Raw genomic sequence first — 20,512 nt, 5'->3', positions numbered from 1 at the left:
CGACTTTTTACTCCTTTCTATTTACGTATAATCTTAGTTGTTAAGAAACTCAGAACCTTAATGCCTTAGCACCCCAGAACCTAAAAAAACTATTTATTCATGTGTTGCATTTCATAGATAAACGTATCCAGATCCACATGGAGCATTAAAAGCGACAGTGCTTTTTCCACAATCAGATTGGCATTGCCTGGGGTAAAACCCAACGCGAGGACGAATTTTTCAAGAATTTGTTTTTGTTTGGGTCCCAAAACATTGTCTGCATAGACCATTCGGGATAAATCATACAACCGTTCCAATCGGTGAATATAAAGCGATGGTGCGTTAATAGGATATTTCATTGGATTTTCAAGAATTTCCTCATATTCGTCTTTGGAAATCTCTAATTTAACGGCGAGTTTGTCGAGAAATGTTTTTTCCTCACTACTCAAATCGCCGTCGGCAATCGCAACTCTCACTATGGCCGAAAAATGCCCTTTATTGCGACTTTTAAATTCGCTATCAAATAAATCTGAAATTGACATAGTTGTATGTTTTAGTGTAACTCAAATTTACGAATTTTCTGTTTCTTCCGGATTAAATTCGTAAGCTTTTCTTAACGGACGAAAACAATTATAAAAATAAATTGTAAGTTTGAATACCCAATCTTAAAACTGTTTAAAATGTCGGAATTTCTAACGTATTTCAATATTGGCCTGCATCATGTGCTGGATATAAATGCTTACGATCATGTGTTGTTTCTGATTGCCTTGGTTACGCCTTATGCCTTTAAAGACTGGAAAAGGGTGTTTATTTTGGTTTCGTTATTTACAATCGGGCATACTTTGGCACTGATCCTTTCCGTTTACGGTGTAGTGTATATCAAACCGGGTCTGGTGGAATTCTTAATTCCGATTACGATTTTAGTTACCGCCTTTTTTCATTTGTTTACTGCAGGAAAATCAGGGAAACAGGAAAGCATTACCTTTGTGGCATTGGTTACGGTGTTTTTCGGAATCATCCACGGACTAGGGTTTTCCAATTATTTTAAAACCATTTTACCGGGAAGCGCTTCGGATAAATTGATTCCCTTGCTGGAATTCGCCGTAGGGATAGAAGTGGCGCAGATTATAATTGTATTGGTTGTTTTGATACTGTCCTATATCGTGCAAACGTTCTTTAGGTTTTCAAAACGGGATTGGTCGCTGGTGTTGTCGGCATTTGTGATAGGAGTGGTGTTGCCGATGATAATTAGCAGCGAGATTTGGAACAGATAATAAAAATGAAAGAAAAGAAAAAAGAAAAATACGACAAAGCCTATTTGCGGATTGCGAAAGAATGGGGACAGTTGTCCTATTGTCAGCGTAAAAAAGTAGGCGCGATTATTGTGAAAGACCGAATGATCATTTCCGATGGCTATAACGGAACGCCATCCGGTTTTGAAAATTGCTGTGAAGATCACGAAGGTTTGACAAAATGGTATGTGCTTCATGCCGAAGCCAATGCGATTTCAAAAGTGGCCCGTTCCACGCAATCGTGTGAAGGCGCGACGTTGTATATTACGCTTTCGCCTTGTAAGGAATGCAGCAAGCTGATTCATCAGTCGGGTGTGAAACGCGTGGTGTATCATGAAGGATATAAAGACGATTCTGGGTTGGAATTTTTGAGGAAAGCAGGCGTTGAGGTAGATATTATTACCGAATTGGAATAAGATACAATGAGAATTAAAAAATTATACTTGCCGATTATTTTGGCCACGGCTTTGGCGGTGGGCGTTCTCATAGGCGGTTATCTGAATTTTTCGGGACCCGGTAGCGGATTTACGGCAAACGCCAACCGAAGCAAGCTGAATAAACTTATCGAATTAATCGAAAGCGAGTACGTGGATGATGTCAATACCGATTCCATAGTCGATCTGACCGTAAACGGAATTTTGGAGAAACTCGATCCGCATTCGGTGTATATTGCCAAAAATGAAATGGAGCAGGTGGCACAAAGCATGAAAGGCGATTTTGTGGGTATCGGTGTTAATTTCTACATGTATAATGATTCGGTTGCGATTATCAAACCGATTGAAAACGGACCATCGGAAGAAGCGGGATTAAAAGCGGGGGATCGTATTTTATTTGCTGATAATTCGAAACTTTTCGGTAGAAAATTGCCAACGGACAGCCTGTTTTCCAAATTGAAAGGCGAAGACGGCTCGAAAGTAAGTCTGACCATCTATCGCAAATCGGAAAATAAAAAATTCAAAGTTAATGTTACCCGTGGCGTGGTTCCTATTAAAAGTGTGGACATTGCCATCATGCTCGATAAGAAAACCGGTTACATCAAAATCAACCGTTTTGCCGAAACCACCTATAAGGAGTTTCATGAAGGATTGCTTACACTGAAAAAACAAGGCGCATCCGAACTGATCGTCGATGTGAGGGACAATGGCGGAGGTTATATGGAAATGGCGGCAGACATCGCAGACGAATTCCTTAAAGACGACGAGCTCATCGTTAAAACCAAAAACAAGAAGGGAAATATTGAGGAAACTCTTGCCAGTGAATCCGGCAATTTCGAAACGGGTAAAGTATATGTCCTGATTAATGAAAACTCGGCGTCGGCAAGTGAGATTCTGGCCGGAGCGCTTCAGGATAACGACAGAGGGACTATTGTGGGGCGTCGTTCTTTCGGAAAAGGATTGGTTCAGAAGGAAATGCCGTTGGGAGACGGATCTGCGGTACGATTGACCGTGGCACGTTATTATACGCCTTCCGGACGTTCGATTCAGAAGCCGTATACCAATGGAGCCGATGATTATTACAGTGATTTCGAAAAACGTTTCGTAAGCGGAGAACTTTTTGCGGCCGACAGTATTAAAGTGGCCGATAGCCTGAAATTCAAAACCAAAAAAGGACGCATCGTATACGGTGGTGGTGGAATTATTCCGGATGTTTTCGTGCCGATTGAGGGCAGTCACGGCGATGAGGCTTTGGGAATGCTGATGCAGTCCGGATTAATGAGTTATTTTGTTTTCGAACAATTGGACAAAGACCGAAAAGCGTTTCAGAACCTGACGTTCCCGCAAATGGTTGCAAAACTGAATGCGACGGATGTGTATTTCAACAACTTCAAAAGCTACATTTCCAAAAGCGGACTGATTTTCAATCTCGATACGCAAAAACCAGTGGTTAAAAGATATATTGCTGCCGAGTTTTCACGTCAACTGTTTGATGAGAACAAGTACTTCCAGATTGTATTGAAGGAAGACGCCATGATAAAAGCGGTGTTGGAAAAGAAATAAGATTTCGTTAGAACTTTGTTAGTCCATCCTAAATCGACCTTATGCTGACATTCAATAAAAACTACTTTGTTTTCACAATTTTGATTTTTTTTACTGAGGTTTTGATTGCCCTTTATGTCAATGATGCGTTTGTCAGACCCTATCTCGGCGATGTTTTGGTAGTGGTTTTAATCTATTGTTTTTTAAAATCGTTTCTCAAATTGCCGGTTTTGCCTGTTGCGGTATTCGTATTGCTTTTCGCTTTCAGCATAGAGTTGCTCCAGTTTTTAAATATAGTCGAAAAACTCCATCTGGAAAATTCAAGAATCGCCAAAACGGTTGTTGGTACAACTTTCTCCTGGATGGATTTGCTGACTTACATTGTGGGAGTTGCTATCGTAATTGTAGTAGAGCAACAAGGATTTAAAAAAGACATAAGAAGTGTTGCCTAACGGAAATTTCAGGGCAAGTGCTTTATAATTGTTTGATAAGTAAACTACTTTCGGATACTGTCGTGGCTGTGGGTTTCCACACCATCATTCCACAATACCAAAATGTCGGTGGCTACGGCAGCGCCACTTCCGGCTGCTATGGAAAACTGACTTCTGTGTCCGGCAAGTGTGCCGCAAACATAAATGCCTTCCGCAACTTTATGATCGGTGTTTTTAAGCTGAATGCGGTTTTTCTCCGCCAACGATTTCCTGTGGGGTTCGATGTATTGTGTCAATCCGTCAATCGCGAATAAATTGGAAGAACCGATTCCGATGACGATGGTTTTAGCGGTATAGGAATTCTTGTTGGTGGTAACCGTGAAATTTCCGGCTTCGCCTTCGACCTTCATGACTTTTTCATCTTCAATCTGATGGACGTGTGGGTAAGCTTCTGCTAAATGTTCCGTACTTTCGGTAAGGATTTCGGATCCCAATTTTCCGTTGGAAACGCCATAAGCATTGTGAAAAATGGCATCCTGAAGTGAGGAGGCTTTCTGATGGGTAATAATTCCGATTTTTTTATCGGCAGCAAAAGCTTTCTTATGGGCGGATCCTAAAATTAGGGCACAGGAAACGCCTGAAACACCACCGCCAATAATCAGAACATCAAACATGGGTCAGTTTTTTGGGATTTACGATCTCTTAATTTAAAAACCATTTTGGAATTGTAATGATACTGTCTGTTGTCTGATTTCTTCCAACTGAGTACTAATTACCCTTGGTTTTTTCGTCAATCATTTTCGACATACGGAAAATCAACAGGATGCATACGGCGCAAAGGGATGCTGCGATTCCGATAAGGGCCACCAAACTGTTTCCTTCGAAAAGGTTTTCGAAATCAAGTAAGGTAATGTTGAAAATAACCAGACCCAGGGCCAGGGCAATTAAAATATAGGTAAAAACTTTCATCTTATTTATTTTATTTGTTACAGGTATTCGATGCAGCTCGCTTAAAACATCTTCATTGGCAAGGAAAACTACAAATAGCTCGTGTCATTTCAATTTCAATTTATCAAACAAGGTGTGAAATTAATAAAAATCAGATTAAACAAACAAACCTTTAACATTACCGGCAAATAATTTAACAGCAATGGCCAACAAGATCACGCCAAATACTTTTCGAATTACGCCCAGGCCGTTTTTGCCTAACGCTTTTTCGATTTTTGAAGAGGATTTCAAAACGATATATACGATAACAATATTGATAAGAATGGCAATCACAATGTTAATGGTTTGGTATTGGGCACGAAGTGATAATAGGGTAGTCATTGTACCTGCACCGGCAATCAGGGGGAAGGCTAACGGGACAATGGAAGCCGTACTCGGTTCTTCATCTTTATATAAGGTAATGCCCAAAATCATTTCGAGTGCCAGGAAAAACAAAACGAAAGAACCGGCCACAGCAAACGATTTTACGTCAACACCCATCAATTTCAGTATTTCTTCCCCTACGAAAAGGAACGTAATCATAATAACCCCAGCTACTACAGACGCTTTTTCGGATTGGATGTGTCCGACTTTGGTTCTCAAATCCACAATAATTGGAATGGTTCCCACGATATCAATCACCGCAAAAAGTACCATCCCGATAGTTAAAATTTCTTTCCAGTCAAATCCCATAACGTGTTGTTTTTTAAAGGTGCAAAAGTATTTCTTTGTAAAGCTAAAATAACTAATAAATCGTTAATTTTTGACATTTCGGAGATTATGGTTTTAAACTTTGTAACTTTGCGCAAAATACCAGTTATAATTATGTTTCAGTTAGGGAAAACCATCGTGTCGGAGGAGATTTTAGAAAAAGAATTTGTATGCAATTTGGCTGCCTGCAAAGGGGCTTGTTGTGTAGATGGCGATGCGGGCGCACCCTTAACGGAAGAAGAAACGAAAATCTTAGCTGAAATTTATCCGAAAGTAAAACCTTTTTTACGTCCGGAGGGTATTGCCGCCATCGAAGCGCAGGGAACTTCTGTAATAGGTGAAGACGGCGAATTTGAAACGACACTGATCGACGGTGCCGATTGTGCGTATGTGATTTTCGACGGTAAAACCGCACTTTGCGGCATCGAACAGGCTTGTAATCAAGGTTTGGTCGACTGGAAAAAACCGGTTTCATGTCACTTATACCCTATCAGGGTAAAGGAATTTTCTGATTTCTCCGCAGTGAACTATCATAAATGGCATATTTGTGATGATGCCTGTTCCTTGGGAAAGGAATTGGAAGTTCCGGTTTATAAATTTGTTAAAGAAGCTTTAGTTCGGAAATTTGGCGCGGAATGGTTTGCCGAATTGGAAAAAGTCGCCGAAGAACACAAAAAGTAGCCCCTCTTTTTTTACCCTTTCAATTGGCTTTCAACCAATGGTTTTACTGCCGTTCGCGACGAATGTTCGGAAAATTCCTCTTTTGTAATTTATTGTAAATCAGATTTTTGCAATATGATTTTTCAATCGAAAGAAAATTCTCCATTGTTAAAAACTCGGCGCAATTGTGAATAAGTTTGACTTTCTTTTTACAATACAAATGACAATCTTTGTAAACCCCAATCAAGTTAAATAACCAATTTTTTAATCGTATAAAAGTCAAGATACTATGTCTGTAGTCGAGCCTATATTGCAAGAAAACAAAGATCGTTTTGTAATTTTTCCTATCAAACACAATGATATTTGGGAATGGTATAAAAAAATGGAGGCGAGTTTCTGGACAGCGGAAGAAATCGACCTGCATCAGGATTTATCCGATTGGAACAACAAACTGAATGACGAAGAAAAATATTTCATCAAACATATATTAGCGTTTTTCGCCGCTTCAGACGGTATCGTAAATGAAAATTTAGCGGAGAACTTCGTGAATGAAGTGCAGTACGCCGAAGCGAAATTCTTTTACGGTTTCCAGATCATGATGGAAAACATTCACAGCGAAACCTATTCGTTGCTGATTGACACGTATGTGAAAGATGAAAACGAAAAAGACCAGTTGTTTCACGCGATTGAAGTGTTTCCTGCCATTAAGAAAAAAGCGGACTGGGCACTGAAATGGATTGAATCCGATTCGTTTGCCGAAAGACTAATCGCTTTCGCAGCGGTAGAAGGAATCTTTTTCTCCGGAGCGTTCTGTTCGATTTACTGGTTGAAAAAACGTGGTCTCATGCCGGGATTAACCTTCTCGAACGAGTTGATTTCCCGCGATGAAGGGGTACACTGTGATTTCGCGGTACACTTGCACAACCACCATCTGGTAAACAAAGTACCGAAGTCCAGAATCAAAGATATTATCGTAGATGCTTTAAATATCGAAAGAGAGTTTGTAACCGAATCCCTTCCGGTGAGTTTAATCGGGATGAACGCCGGTTTAATGACGCAATATCTAGAGTTCGTGGCGGATAGATTGTTAGTCGAATTAGGATGCGAAAGAGTGTACAACTCGTCCAATCCGTTCGATTTCATGGACATGATTTCATTACAGGGAAAAACGAATTTCTTCGAAAAACGTGTGTCGGAATACCAAAAAGCAGGAATTCTGAACAGCGACGGAGAATCGCAAAAAATCAGCTTCGATGCCGATTTTTAATTGAGAGCGGACCCAAAAGGGTTAATTGCAAAATGAAAATTCAGGGCTTTGCCCATCATATATAAAACCTTCAAAACAATAACAAGATGAATGTAGTAAAAAGAGACGGAAGAAGAGAACCGGTAATGTTTGACAAGATTACGGACCGAGTGAGAATTCTATGCTACGGATTAAACGATTTGGTTGATCCGGTAAAGGTAGCCATGCGCGTTATTGAAGGTTTGTATGACGGAGTTACCACTTCGGAATTGGATAATTTAGCGGCTGAAACGGCGGCTTCCATGACCATAACGCATCCGGATTACGCCCAATTGGCAGCGCGTATCGCCGTTTCCAACTTGCATAAAAACACCAAGAAATCGTTCTCTGAAACGATGTCCGATATGTACCATTACGTGAATCCGAGAACTGGTCAGGAATCCCCTTTGTTGTCGGATGAGGTGTATGAGGCGATTATGGCGAATGCGGAAATTTTGGATTCCACAATTATCTATAACCGTGATTTCAATTACGATTATTTCGGATTCAAAACCCTGGAGCGTTCCTATTTGTTGCGTATCAACGGACAGATTGTAGAGCGTCCGCAGCACATGTTAATGCGTGTTTCCGTTGGGATTCACCTAAACGATATTCCTGCGGCAATCGAAACGTACGAATTGATGTCGAAGAAATTCTTCACCCACGCTACGCCAACATTGTTCAACGCGGGTACGCCAAAACCACAAATGTCGTCTTGTTTTCTGTTAACCATGCAGGATGACAGTATCGACGGAATTTATGATACCTTAAAACAAACGGCTAAAATCTCGCAATCGGCGGGAGGCATCGGTTTGTCTATTCATAATGTAAGAGCAACAGGTTCTTACATCCGCGGCACCAACGGAACGTCGAACGGAATCGTACCGATGTTACGTGTTTTCAACGACACGGCGCGTTACGTAGACCAAGGTGGAGGAAAACGTAAAGGCAGTTTTGCGATTTACATCGAACCGTGGCATGCCGATATTTTCGACTTCTTGGATTTGAAGAAAAACCACGGAAAAGAAGAAATGCGTGCGCGTGATTTGTTCTTCGCGATGTGGATGAACGATTTGTTCATGAAACGTGTGCAGGACGATGCGCATTGGACATTGATGTGTCCGAACGAATGTCCGGGATTATACGATGTGTATGGTGATGAGTTCGATGCGATGTACATTGCTTACGAAGCCGCCGGGAAAGGAAGAAAAACGATCAAGGCGCGTGAGCTTTGGGAGAAAATTCTGGAGTCGCAAATCGAAACCGGAACGCCTTACATGTTGTACAAAGATGCGGCCAACCGTAAATCCAATCAGAAAAATTTAGGTACGATTCGTTCTTCGAATTTATGCACGGAGATTTTGGAATATACCTCTGCGGATGAAATCGCGGTGTGTAATTTAGCCTCGATTTCGTTACCGATGTTTATCGAAAATGGGGAATTCAACCACAAATTATTATTCGACGTAACCAAACGCGTTACCCGAAACTTAAATAAAGTAATCGACAGAAACTACTATCCGGTAGTGGAAGCGGAAAACTCGAACATGCGTCACCGTCCGGTCGGATTGGGTGTGCAAGGTTTGGCGGATGCGTTCATCTTATTGCGAATGCCGTTTACGTCAGACGAAGCCAAAAAACTGAATCAGGAAATCTTCGAAACGATTTATTTCGCAGCCGTAACCACTTCGATGGAAATGGCTAAAGAAGAAGGCCCATATTCAACATTCAAAGGCTCGCCAATTTCTCAGGGGGAATTCCAATACAACCTTTGGGGGTTAAATGACGGCGATTTAAGTGGTCGATGGGATTGGGCTTCGCTTCGTAAAGAAGTGATGGAGCATGGGGTTCGTAACTCGTTATTAATGGCGCCGATGCCAACTGCGTCAACGTCACAAATTCTTGGAAACAACGAAGCGTTTGAACCGTACACGTCCAACATTTACACAAGACGTGTGTTGTCCGGCGAGTTCATCGTGGTAAACAAACACTTGTTGCAGGATTTGGTAAGCTTGGGATTATGGAATGAAACGTTGAAGCAGGAAATCATGAGAGCCAACGGTTCGATTCAGGATATCAACGGCATTCCGCAGGACATCAAAGAATTGTACCGAACGGTGTGGGAAATGAGTATGAAAGATATTATCGACATGTCGCGTCAGCGTGGCTATTTTATCGATCAGTCGCAATCGTTGAACCTTTTCATGGAAGGGGCAACATTCTCCAAATTAACCTCGATGCATTTCTACGCTTGGCAATCCGGATTGAAAACGGGGATGTATTATTTAAGAACGAAATCGGCCGTTGATGCGATTAAGTTCACCTTAAATAACGATAAGAAAGCAGAACCGATAGCAGTTGCAGCAGAAGTGGCCAATGAAAACGCCGCGATGACGGAAGACGAATTCAAAGCCATGTTGGAACGTTCCAAAAACGCCGGACCTGAGGATTGCGAAATGTGTGGATCTTAATCGGAAAATTGGACCTAGAATATAGAAGAAAGAGCCGTCAATTTTGATGGCTTTTCTTATATTAGCAAAAAAAACAAACCATGGAAAACGGACAATTCAAAGTAACCAACGACATGCTGGCTTCCCAGGGCCAACGTTTGGCAAATTATTTTATTGATTTATTGGTGCAGTACGGACTGACATTCGGTTTTGGATTTGTACTCGCAGCTTTTGCTATGTTTGCAGGGTATGAGGGAATGTTGGATTGGCTTGCCAATATTGATAAAATAACCGAATATCTACTTGGAGTTGTAATGTTAATCCTCTATTATTCTTTCTTCGAAATTTTGTTTGCAAGATCGATTGCCAAATACATTACTAAAACGGTTGTGGTTATGGCAGACGGTTCAAAGCCTTCGGCGGGAACAATTGTAAAAAGAACATTTTGTCGCATCATACCTTTTAATCATTTTTCTTTTTTAGGGAATTCCGGTAGAGGCTGGCACGATTCCATTTCGGATACTTATGTGGTAAAGAAAGATGTATTTGATCAAAAAAAGGATTTGTTTTATTCTTTCGACGAGATTGGAAAACAAGAAGAGTAAAGTAAAAACAGCCGTCATCGTGACGGCTGTTTTTATTTTAGGTCAAATCGGCAATGTCTTCGTATCTTTGCATTTCTAAAAGTACGATTATGACAAAAGATAAGAAAAAAGGCGTGTATACCGGAATCATTGAGAAAGATGCCAACGGGAATTATTTCTGCGGGGAATATTTACTGGATTACCAATACACCGAAGCTAATTTTAAAGTAGGCGATGAGATCAATATCAAATCGGTAATCGAAAACCCAAGCGATAAAAGTTACGATCAGTATCCGAAGAAATCCCGTAATTTCTTTTTATCCAATCAAAAAGAGTAATTAAAAATACTTTCCTTGAGCAATCTGTATTTCACCGATCGAAGTAATGTCAGTCTGGAAGATGTGGTTTTCAACGAAGCCGTTTCCGAACAGATCAGTCAGTTTCTGAAAGAATACCAGTTTCGAGAAGTGCTGGAAAAATACGACTTGCCGGTGGTGAACAAAATGCTGCTGTACGGTAAAACCGGATGCGGAAAAACCATGACCGCAAAAGCCATCGCCAAACAATTGGACAAGAAAATTATCATTGTCAATCTGGCGAATATCGTTTCTTCGAAATTGGGGGAAACGGCTAAAAATATCGAAGGCTTGTTCAAGGAAGTCAACTATGAAAGTGCGGTATTGTTTTTTGACGAGTTCGATTCGTTAGGGCAAATCCGTGATTACGACAACAAAGACAGCAGTGAAATGAAACGTGTGGTGAATGCGATTCTGCAACTGATTGACAACTTTCCGAAGAAGTCCGTTTTGATCGCGGCAACCAATCAAATCCAAATGATTGACGAAGCTTTGGTACGTCGCTTCGAACTCAAACTGGAATTCACTTCGCCTTCCAGAGAAGTTTTGGATACTTATTACGACAAATTGCTTTCGAAATATCCTGCGCAATTTCAAACCATGCAGCGTATTTACGATGTTTCCTTCGCCGAAGCCAAGAATCACGTGTTCAAATCGGTTAAGAATAACATCATTCAGGCCGAAATTCACAAACAATCCGATAATAATGCAACTCGTTAGAACCACTTCCGACAATCCCGATTTCAAATACCTGACCCAATTGTTTGACACCTATCTGATTGACATTGATGGGGATGAGAAAGACTTTTTCGCACAGTACAATCAAATCTATCTTCAAAATGTGATGGTTTGTTATGAAGATAATGTTCCGGTAGGCTGTGGCGCACTCAAAGAATACGATTCCGAAACCGGTGAAATCAAACGGATGTTCGTGCATCCGGAACACCGTAACAAAGGAATAGCCAATGCGGTTTTACAGGAACTCGAAACGTGGGCTAAAGAATTGTGTTTTACAAGCTGCATACTGGAAACTTCTGTCAAGTTGGAAAACGCCATTGCGTTGTATACAAAGTTCGGTTACCAACAAATTCCGAATTACGGACAATACATCGGGGTGGAAAGCAGCGTCTGCATGAAAAAATATATATAACAGATTTTAATTTTCTTTCGAAAGTTATTGTTTGCCGAAGATTTCAGGAACCCGCTTTTACCTTTCATCGGAATAAAAAGTTATTTTTTTTTGGTGTGGGTTTCAATTTGTACATTCGTAATCTAAATTCTCAATTTTAGGTTATGATGCAATGGGAACAGCTTTTGTCGTTACGACGCCAGGGCGATACAAGCAAACGTTTGCGAAAAGAACAGGACGACACCCGCTTGGGTTTTGAAGTCGACTACGATCGAATCATATTTTCTTCCGCTTTTAGAAGTTTACAGGACAAAACACAGGTGATTCCGCTTTCCAAAACCGATTTCGTACATACCCGACTGACGCACAGTCTGGAGGTTTCCGTGGTGGGACGTTCGCTGGGACGTTTGGTAGGAAAGCAATTGCTGGAAAAATATCCCCATTTAAAAGAAATTCACGGGTATCATATGAATGACTTCGGTGCGATTGTCGCTGCTGCGGCTTTGGCACACGACATCGGAAATCCGCCGTTCGGGCATTCGGGCGAAAAAGCGATTGGCGAATACTTCAAAACCGGAAACGGACAACAGTTTAAAGGACAGTTAACCGACAAGGAATGGCAGGATCTGATTGATTTTGAAGGGAATGCCAACGGCTTTTCAGTTGTAACCGGTTCGCGTCCGGGTGTGGAAGGCAGTCTGCGTTTGACCTATGCGACTCTGGGTGCTTTTATGAAGTATCCGAAAGAAAGTCTGCCCAAAAAACCCACCTCCAATATTGCCGACAAAAAATACGGTTTCTTCCAGCAGGACAAAGCGTTTTTTAAAGAAGTGGCTGCCGAGTTGGGTCTGATTTCTAACAAATCAGGCGATGACATTGGTTTCGAAAGGCATCCATTGGCTTATTTGGTGGAGGCGGCCGATGATATTTGTTATACGATTATCGATTTCGAAGACGGCATTAATCTCGGACTGATTCAGGAGGAGTTCGCTCTGGAATACCTGATTAAGTTGGTGAAGAAGAATATCGATTCCGATAAATACAACGCATTGGTTACCAAAGAGGACCGTATCAGTTATTTGCGCGCTTTGGCTATCGGAAGCTTGATTAACGATGCGGTAAAAGTATTCATCGAAAATGAAAAACGGATTCTGGAAGGGAAATTTCCCTATGCCTTAACCGATAAAAGCGAGTTCAAAGCCCAGATGGATGATGTAATCAGAATCAGTGTGAAAAACATTTATCAGAGTAAGGAAGTTATTGAGAAAGAAGTGGTTGGTTATCAGGTTATTAATATGCTGCTGGATAAGTTTTCGTCGGCTTATAACAATAAATTTGAGGGAAAATCAAGCAATTACGACGAATTGATTCTGAAATTGCTTCCGGAGAAATTCGTAACCGAGAAGATGAGTCTGTACGAACGGTTGATGCACATCTGTCATTTTGTATCCATGCTTACTGATGGAAAAGCGCTACAACTTTTCAAAACAATTCAAGGAGATAAACAATGATTGTTTACAATTTTAACTTTTTTTTTGAAAATACAATTAAAAGTTTAATTTTGTGTAACTTAACTAAAATCGTAACTATAGATTTATGAAAAAACTAATACTATTATCATTAAGTATTTCAGCTTTTTTTGTGAACGGATACTCACAAACGAGTCCGATACAAGAAGGCAATACTAATGGTTCGGGTAAAAAAACAGAAGTTATTGCAACTTCCGGAGCAAAAAAAATTGCATCCACCCGTACTAAGCCGGACAAGAAGACGAAGGCTTTAAGAAAACAGCACGCTAAATTTTTAGCGAATACTCCGTTTAAAAAAACCATGCAACTTTCTAAAAAAGAAAGAAAAGCCATGGGAATTCCTCCTAATAAATATTATGAGATGGAGTGGGAATTGACCATGAACCCTGCCTTGGGACGACCAACGCCTGAAAATCTGGCTTCTATCAGAAAACAATTGGCCTTGGAAAGACAACAAGCTCTTGCTGCCGGCAGAACCCCTGGGGATGCCAGTGATAACAATTGGGTGGAAAGAGGGCCGAACAATGTTGGCGGACGTGTGAGAGCGCTTATGTTCGATCCGAATGACGCAACTTATAAGACCGTTTTTGCCGGTGGAGTAAGTGGTGGTTTATGGAAAAACACTGATATCACCAATGCGGCTACAGTATGGACAAGAGTAAACATTCCTGAAAATTTAGCGGTATCTGCAATTACTTACGACCCCAACAACACTAATGTTTTTTATGTAGGAACGGGAGAATCGTATGTAGGTGGAGATGTTAATGGCGATGGTGTTTGGAAATCTACGAACGGCGGAGCTACTTGGACTAAGATTTTCGGTGGAATTACCGGGCCTACTACTTTTGAGGCTGCGGCTAATTTAACAATTAACAGCCCTGCAGGCGTTGCAGGTAACTACGCATGTTATCCAACGACCGCATTCGGACCGGCTATTGCAGCTCCGATTACCGCAAACATTGTTTTGGTAGATGACGGTACTGGCGCAACTTCAACGTTGGGTTGTAACGCTTTGGTTAACGGAGCGTCTGTAAATGGAAAAATTGCCTTAATCCGAAGAGGAACATGTCCGTTTGTTGATAAAGTAAACAATGCACAGGCGGCCGGAGCAATTGGTGTAATTATGATGAATAACATTGACGGTACACCAATCCCTATGGGAGGTACTGACCCGGGGATTGTTATTCCTTCCATCATGATTTCAAAAGCGGATGGTGATATTTTACAAGCTGCCGTATTGGCCGGAACGGTGAACGGAACATTGAATCCGAGTACAGGTCCTTTCACGGGTAATCTGGTGCCGGGACAACAGCATATTAACGACATTAAAGTAAGAAATAACGGCGGAATTTCAGAAATTTATGTAGCCGCAGGTGACACTTATTATTCAGCTGCGAATTCCCCAACATACCTTGGCGGTCCCGGATTCGGATTGTTTAAATCTGTAAACGGCGGAGCGAACTGGACAGAGGTTTCCCTTCCATTAACAGCAAACGGTAACAAGCACTGTCCGAATGACATTGAAATCGCTGCAGACGGTAAAGTTTGGGTTGCTACGACAAGTAGTGTGGTTTTTGGAGATGGTGGCGGAAAAGTCTTTTCATCAGCTGACGGTGTGACTTTCGTGGACAAATTTACCGTTACCGGAAATGGTGGTGGAGGACGCGTTCAAATCGAAGCTTCCGCAACGAATGCAAATAAAATTTATGTATTGAGTGAACTTAATCAGGCGACGGCTACCCCGACTATCGAAGTGGCTTTGTTCAGAACGCTTGATGGATTCGCTACAGCGCCAACAACCCTTCCTTTGCCTCCGGATAACGATTCGAGATCGGCAACTTTTGGATTTACAGGACAGCAGGCATTTTATAATTTATTTATTGAGTCGGATCCGGCCAACGATCAGAATGTGTATGTGGGGGGATTGAATCTTCACAGATCTACAACCGGCGGTAACTCATGGGCGCAGATTTCAGATTGGATGCAGGTAGTGCATTCGGATCAGCATGCAATGGCTTTCAGACCGAACGCTACTAACAGTGCCATTTTCGGTAATGACGGTGGTGTTTATTATGCAGCTAGTTTGTCTGCTGCGACTACAACGAGTGGAATTAACGCACGTAATAATGGTTTGAATATCACGCAATTTTACAGTTTGGGTGTAGCGCCAACAAGTTCAGGAGAATTTTTCGCTGCCGGTGCTCAGGATAACGGAACGCAATATTTCGCTAACGCTACTGCAGGGATAAACAGTTCTGTGGAATCACAAGGCGGAGACGGGGCGTTTACCATGTTTTCTCAAGATGCCGATAAATATTACATCAGTAATTACGTATACAATAATACGGTAGTTTACCGCCCTTTCCCAACCGGAGCAACAAGGGTTTTGGATAATGATGCGAGTTCAGCGGCTAATGGTGCTTTTATTGCTCCGATGGTGTTGGATTCTAATATGGATATGTTGTATTCTGATTATTCCGTTGGAACGACTTATCAGATAAGAAGATACAGTAACATTAAAGCAGGTACGGTTGCACGTCTGAATTTGACCAATGCTCTTTTAACAAGCCCTCCAACAGCTTTCGCAGTTTCGCCTTATACGACAACTTCTACAACATTGTTAGTAGGAAACAGATTAGGTAAGTTATTACGACTGACTAATGCAAACGCAACACCAACATGGACAGATATTACGGGCCCTTCATTTGTGGGAAGTGTTTCTGATGTGGAGTATGGCGCGAATAATAATGAGATTTTTGTTACTATGCACAACTATAATGTGGTTAGTGTGTGGTATTCTAAAGACGGTGGAGCAACATGGTCAAATAAAGAAGGAAACTTACCTGATTTACCAGTGAAGGCGATTATGAGAAATCCATTGAAAGTTGATGGAAGCGGTTTTGCTACAGAGGTGATTATTGGTACCGAATTGGGAGTTTGGTTTTCCAACAACTTTGATTCGGCTACACCAACATGGTATCAGTCTTACAACGGTATGAGCAACGTGAAAGTTACCGATTTGGATTTAAGAAATGACAATACGGTTTTCGCGGCAACATACGGTAGAGGGATTTTCTCCGGATTGTTCACAGGGACAACTTTATCCAATGAGGATTTCGCTGCATCTAAAGGGATCAAAATGTACCCTAACCCAACAAACGGACAGTTGAACATTGCAATTAACAATTATTCCGGTAAATTATCTGTTCAGGTTTTTGATTTAAACGGAAGACAAGTATACAATCAGGATGTCAATGACTTCAATGCACAAAGCGCCATTAACATGAGCGGTTTGCAAAAAGGGGTATACGTAGTTAAAGTTAACGGTGAAAACCTTGACTATAACCAAAAAGTTATTCTTGAATAAGCTATCGATTAATAATAAAAAAAGGGAACCATTTGGTTCCCTTTTTTTTATTTAACCGACTCTAAACGGAAAGATCTTGTGTTGAATACGCTTTTTTAACTTCCAGAATTAATTCATTGTAATCGGGGTTGTGGTTGTCCCATATTTTCCATTTTCCGTCGCGCTCTTTCAGGAAATAACTTTGACGGTTTTCTTTGTTATAGCGGTTAACTTCGTTGTCGTTAGCGCTTTTCCATTCAAAGTGCCAGGATTCCGTTACCGACAGTACGACCAAATCCTCTTCTACTGTAACCATATTAAAATCGCTAATGGTAAAAGTGGCCTTGTTTTCTATGTTGCTGATCAGGATGTTGTAGTTGGAATATTTGGTAAGCGCCTTTTTTATCCGCTTCTTTAAAGGACCGTCATCAAATACATAATTGGATAGTTCCCCACAATTGATGGCCGGAAGATTCTGAAGGCATTTGAAGCTTTCCTGGCAATACCCGAATATCAATTTTTCAAAAGCTTCCGTTTGCTTTTTGCTCTCCAGTACTTCTGTTTCTTTTTCCTTTTCGCTCTGATGGGAAAGAAAATTGTTCAGTGAGGTGTATCCTAAGAAAATGGCCAACTTGTCCAGCGTTTTTAAAAACCGTAGGTCAGGGTTTACCTTTTCGGTATAGGAATCACTGAATATTCTTTGCAGTGTCATAGACGAAATGGATGCGGCCTTATGGTTTGTTTTGGAACCTTTCAGCACTTCCGATTTTAGAAGGGCATCCGAAATGATTTGTGCGAGTACAATGCATTGCGTTCTTTTCCAGCTTGGCGTGTTGCCAATGGAACTGTTGAGAACATCCGGATGCGACCTGATGCACTCTTTAAGTTGGTCAATAATAAGTTTCATTTGTTGTGTAGTTGTTGCGGTTTCGTTGTTATTCTGTGTCTATAGTTTTCGAATTTAAATTAAAAATGTAAATGTAAGATTTTTTCTATTAAAATACATAACTTAAACCAACTCCCAGAATTTGTTTCAGCTGTACTTTTGGACCACGGGTTACCTGAACACCGTCAAGATCTTCTTTGGATTTGATATCGTCATCGTAAATCAGGTGTGTGGCGACACTTGCTCTCACGTATTGATTCACAACCATATCAAACTGTAACTGCCAGTCGACATCGATATTGCCGAAATTATTGATGTAATCGCTGTATAGTGTTAGACGGTGATCGAGATTGATGTTCTTAAAGATTTCCTTTTTGTACTGATTGGTAAGTAAGATTCCAAGTTCGGTTCTCGAATGTCTTCCGTGGCTGATCAGGTTTCCATCGGCATCATAATTGGCTTTGGTTACCCCAAAGGCACCTTGGTCTGCCAAACGTTCGTCGAAAACCAAGGTTGTTTTTTGGGTTAACGGTGAAAAATAGGCTTTAAAACCATCGTCCTTGTTAATGTATTCGGCACCAACACCCAAAAAGATGTAGGCTGGCGCAAATGGTTTGGAAATGGCCAATTCCGTATTAGGATAAGCATATCCGTTGGTGAACTGTGTGTTGAAATTAAATTTGGCCGAGTAATACCAATTGGAAATGGAATCGGTTTTAAATCCGGCAGTCGAATTCAGTTGAATCGCATCATCGGTTTTTCTCGACTCTCTTCCGTCTTGTTTGTTCAGTCCGTAACGCGCAATAAGCTCGTTATGCCAAACGAAACGATTCTTGGTGTACTTGCGCACAAAAGCACCTTTTAAAATCCCTGAAATCGAATTTTCACCACCCGCACTCCAGTTTACGAAAGAAACCTGCGTTAAGTCGAGTCCAACAATGTTTTTACCCTTCCATCGTTTGATGGTGTCCGGTGCTGAAGTCCTGATGATGTCCTGTGCAAAACTTTGCTGAAAGGAAATAATACAAATTAGTCCTAAAAAGTAGGTTTTTAAGCAATTCATGATAAGTCGTTAGGTTAAATTTGGTGCAAAAATGAACATTTTCAATGACTTGAGAAAATGGTTTTCAAACTATTAACGTCGATACCGCAAATTTGTTGTAGTTCCAAAACGGTTCCCTGTTCGATAAAAGCATCGGGAATTCCGAGTTTTTTTACAGAAACGGAACAGCTGTTTTCGGTACAGAAAGAAGCAACCAGGCTTCCGAAGCCGCCCACGACAGTCCCATCCTCAATGGTGATAAGGTGTTGGTGGTTTTCGCAGATTTCTTTCAGCGTATCGGTGTCCAAAGGTTTTACAAACGGAAAATGATAATGCGAAAATAAGTCGGAATTGTGAGTCAGACTTAATGCTGCTGTTACATTGTTTCCGATGAAACCTGTTGACAGTATCGCGATTTCAGATCCCTTCTGAAGTTGTTTGGCTTTTCCGATTTCGATTTTCTCAAAGGGCTGTTTCCAGTTTTGGATGATTCCTCTTCCGCGGGGATACCGAATCGCAATCGGATGCTCCAGTCCAAGTTGGGCTGTGTACATGATGTTGCGCAATTCCAGTTCGTCTTTTGGGGCACAAAGTATCATATTAGGGACACAATTCAGATAGGCCAAATCATATGCGCCATGATGAGTGGCACCGTCTTCACCTACCAATCCCGCTCGGTCCAGGCAGAAAATTACCGGTAAATTCTGCAAAGCGACGTCATGAATCAATTGGTCATAGGCCCGCTGCATGAAGGTAGAATAGATGTTGCAGAAAACCACCATGCCTTGTGTAGCCATTCCGGCTGCTAAAGTTACGGCATGTTGTTCGGCAATACCCACATCGATGGCTCTTTCCGGAAAGGCGTCCATCATGAATTTCATCGAAGAACCGGTGGGCATGGCCGGTGTGATTCCGATAATTTTTTCGTTTTGTTGTGCCAATTCCACTAAGGTATGACCGAAAACATCCTGAAATTTCGGCGGTAAATGCTCTTCCGATTTGGGATGGATTTCTCCGGTGGCAGCATCAAATTTTCCGGGAGCATGGTATTTCACCTGATCTTCTTCGGCTAATTGCATGCCTTTGCCTTTGGTGGTAATGATGTGAAGGAATTTTGGTCCTTTCTTATGTTTTAATCGGTGTAATTCTTTCAGTAGTGCGTCAAAATCGTGTCCGTCAATGGGTCCGGAATACTCGAAATTCAACGACTTCATCATGTTGTTGTCTTTCGGGTTTTTGCCTGCTTTTACTGCTGTCAGATAGTCTTTTAAGGCACCCACACTTGGGTCGATGCCTATAGCGTTGTCGTTAAGGATAACCAACAGATTGGCATCGGTAACTCCGGCATGATTCAAACCTTCAAATGCCATACCCGAAGCGATGGATGCGTCTCCGATAACGGCAATGTGTTGTTTTTCGGTTTCTCCTTTAAGATTCGAAGCCAAAGCCATGCCCAATGCGGCTGAGATGGCGGTAGATGAATGCCCGACGCCAAACGTATCGTAAACGCTTTCACTGCGCTTGGGAAAACCGGAAATGCCGTTTAGCTGTCGGTTGGTGTGAAAAACATCTCTTCGTCCGGTTAGGATTTTGTGTCCATACGCCTGATGCCCCACGTCCCATACCAGTTGGTCATCCGGGGTGTTGAATACGTAATGCAAAGCGATGGTCAGCTCGATTACGCCCAAACTGGCGCCCAAATGCCCTTCTTTTCGGGAAACAATATCAATGATGAAATCGCGGAGTTCTTTTGCCAAAACAGGCAGTTGTTCCGGAGTGAGTTTCCGTAAATCGGTTGGGTTTTGGATGTTTTGCAAGAGTTTTTCGGACATAGTACAAATGTACAATATGAAATTGTATTTTTGTTTC

At 41.5% G+C, this 20,512-nt stretch carries 20 protein-coding genes; 13 read left to right on the top strand and 7 right to left on the bottom strand.

The window, feature by feature from the left end:
* Nucleotides 1-89 precede the first annotated feature (89 nt).
* Nucleotides 90-521: a tellurite resistance TerB family protein gene (locus BLQ05_RS02995; RefSeq protein ID WP_023575648.1), complete on the bottom strand. Its 432-nt coding sequence runs from the start codon at nucleotides 519-521 to the stop codon at nucleotides 90-92.
* 138 nt (nucleotides 522-659) lie between these two features.
* Here BLQ05_RS02995 and BLQ05_RS02990 point away from each other — a divergent pair, with 138 nt between their 5' ends.
* From BLQ05_RS02990 to BLQ05_RS02975, 4 genes are read left to right on the top strand one after another with little or no spacing between them, the layout of a single operon-like run.
* Nucleotides 660-1,253, top strand: a complete 594-nt coding sequence (locus BLQ05_RS02990; RefSeq protein WP_023575647.1) for a HupE/UreJ family protein — start codon at nucleotides 660-662, stop codon at nucleotides 1,251-1,253.
* Nucleotides 1,254-1,258: 5 nt separating this feature from the next.
* The gene (locus BLQ05_RS02985; RefSeq protein WP_023575646.1) at nucleotides 1,259-1,687 is read left to right on the top strand and encodes a deoxycytidylate deaminase; all 429 of its coding nucleotides are present in this window, start codon (nucleotides 1,259-1,261) and stop codon (nucleotides 1,685-1,687) included.
* 6 nt (nucleotides 1,688-1,693) lie between these two features.
* Nucleotides 1,694-3,268, top strand: a complete 1,575-nt coding sequence (locus tag BLQ05_RS02980) for a S41 family peptidase (RefSeq protein ID WP_035653976.1) — start codon at nucleotides 1,694-1,696, stop codon at nucleotides 3,266-3,268.
* A 41-nt stretch (nucleotides 3,269-3,309) separates the two neighbouring features.
* Nucleotides 3,310-3,699: a ribosomal maturation YjgA family protein gene (locus BLQ05_RS02975; protein WP_023575644.1), complete on the top strand. Its 390-nt coding sequence runs from the start codon at nucleotides 3,310-3,312 to the stop codon at nucleotides 3,697-3,699.
* A 44-nt stretch (nucleotides 3,700-3,743) separates the two neighbouring features.
* Here BLQ05_RS02975 and BLQ05_RS02970 read toward each other — a convergent pair whose 3' ends face one another.
* The 3 genes from BLQ05_RS02970 to BLQ05_RS02960 form a co-directional block, all read right to left on the bottom strand.
* Complete coding sequence (locus BLQ05_RS02970; RefSeq protein WP_023575643.1) at nucleotides 3,744-4,352, bottom strand: FAD-dependent oxidoreductase; 609 nt, start codon at nucleotides 4,350-4,352, stop codon at nucleotides 3,744-3,746.
* 94 nt (nucleotides 4,353-4,446) lie between these two features.
* Nucleotides 4,447-4,647 carry a hypothetical protein gene (locus BLQ05_RS02965; protein WP_023575642.1) on the bottom strand — a complete coding sequence of 67 codons (201 nt, stop codon included), beginning with the start codon at nucleotides 4,645-4,647 and terminating at the stop codon, nucleotides 4,447-4,449.
* Nucleotides 4,648-4,782: 135 nt separating this feature from the next.
* Nucleotides 4,783-5,358, bottom strand: coding sequence for a MarC family protein (locus BLQ05_RS02960; RefSeq protein WP_023575641.1), 576 nt, complete (start codon nucleotides 5,356-5,358; stop codon nucleotides 4,783-4,785).
* A gap of 132 nt (nucleotides 5,359-5,490) precedes the next feature.
* Here BLQ05_RS02960 and BLQ05_RS02955 point away from each other — a divergent pair, with 132 nt between their 5' ends.
* From BLQ05_RS02955 to BLQ05_RS02915, 9 genes are all read left to right on the top strand, one after another.
* Nucleotides 5,491-6,057, top strand: coding sequence for a DUF3109 family protein (locus BLQ05_RS02955; protein WP_023575640.1), 567 nt, complete (start codon nucleotides 5,491-5,493; stop codon nucleotides 6,055-6,057).
* Nucleotides 6,058-6,325: 268 nt separating this feature from the next.
* Entirely contained in the window at nucleotides 6,326-7,303 is a 978-nt protein-coding gene (locus BLQ05_RS02950; protein ID WP_023575638.1) for a ribonucleotide-diphosphate reductase subunit beta, read from the top strand.
* Nucleotides 7,304-7,389: 86 nt separating this feature from the next.
* Nucleotides 7,390-9,792 (top strand): ribonucleoside-diphosphate reductase subunit alpha, encoded by a 2,403-nt coding sequence (locus BLQ05_RS02945; RefSeq protein WP_023575637.1) that lies wholly within the window; start codon nucleotides 7,390-7,392, stop codon nucleotides 9,790-9,792.
* Between the two features lie 80 nt (nucleotides 9,793-9,872).
* A complete protein-coding gene (locus tag BLQ05_RS02940) occupies nucleotides 9,873-10,376 on the top strand; it encodes an RDD family protein (protein WP_023575636.1) in 504 nt (167 codons plus the stop codon).
* 89 nt (nucleotides 10,377-10,465) lie between these two features.
* Nucleotides 10,466-10,693, top strand: coding sequence for a hypothetical protein (locus tag BLQ05_RS02935; protein ID WP_023575635.1), 228 nt, complete (start codon nucleotides 10,466-10,468; stop codon nucleotides 10,691-10,693).
* 15 nt (nucleotides 10,694-10,708) lie between these two features.
* Nucleotides 10,709-11,431, top strand: coding sequence for an AAA family ATPase (locus BLQ05_RS02930; protein WP_023575634.1), 723 nt, complete (start codon nucleotides 10,709-10,711; stop codon nucleotides 11,429-11,431).
* Entirely contained in the window at nucleotides 11,418-11,861 is a 444-nt protein-coding gene (locus BLQ05_RS02925; protein WP_035653974.1) for a GNAT family N-acetyltransferase, read from the top strand. Before BLQ05_RS02930 ends, BLQ05_RS02925 begins: the two co-directional genes overlap by 14 nt.
* Nucleotides 11,862-12,007: 146 nt before the next feature.
* Nucleotides 12,008-13,351, top strand: coding sequence for a deoxyguanosinetriphosphate triphosphohydrolase (locus BLQ05_RS02920; RefSeq protein ID WP_035654082.1), 1,344 nt, complete (start codon nucleotides 12,008-12,010; stop codon nucleotides 13,349-13,351).
* Nucleotides 13,352-13,436: 85 nt separating this feature from the next.
* Entirely contained in the window at nucleotides 13,437-16,736 is a 3,300-nt protein-coding gene (locus BLQ05_RS02915) for a WD40/YVTN/BNR-like repeat-containing protein (protein ID WP_023575631.1), read from the top strand.
* 61 nt (nucleotides 16,737-16,797) lie between these two features.
* On the opposite strand, the gene BLQ05_RS02910 is transcribed toward BLQ05_RS02915, so the two are convergent.
* The 3 genes from BLQ05_RS02910 to BLQ05_RS02900 form a co-directional block, all read right to left on the bottom strand.
* The gene (locus tag BLQ05_RS02910; RefSeq protein ID WP_023575630.1) at nucleotides 16,798-17,622 is read right to left on the bottom strand and encodes a hypothetical protein; all 825 of its coding nucleotides are present in this window, start codon (nucleotides 17,620-17,622) and stop codon (nucleotides 16,798-16,800) included.
* An 88-nt stretch (nucleotides 17,623-17,710) separates the two neighbouring features.
* Nucleotides 17,711-18,664, bottom strand: a complete 954-nt coding sequence (locus BLQ05_RS02905; protein WP_023575629.1) for a DUF3078 domain-containing protein — start codon at nucleotides 18,662-18,664, stop codon at nucleotides 17,711-17,713.
* 41 nt (nucleotides 18,665-18,705) lie between these two features.
* On the bottom strand, nucleotides 18,706-20,475 hold the full coding sequence (locus BLQ05_RS02900; protein ID WP_023575628.1) for a 1-deoxy-D-xylulose-5-phosphate synthase: 1,770 nt from the start codon (nucleotides 20,473-20,475) through the stop codon (nucleotides 18,706-18,708).
* Between the last annotated feature and the right edge of the window lie 37 nt (nucleotides 20,476-20,512).

Origin of the sequence: Flavobacterium saliperosum (assembly GCF_900100625.1) — a bacterium.
Lineage (GTDB): Bacteria > Bacteroidota > Bacteroidia > Flavobacteriales > Flavobacteriaceae > Flavobacterium > Flavobacterium saliperosum.
The sequence above is the reverse complement of the archived record's forward strand: the minus strand, read 5'-3'. Positions and strand labels throughout refer to the sequence as shown.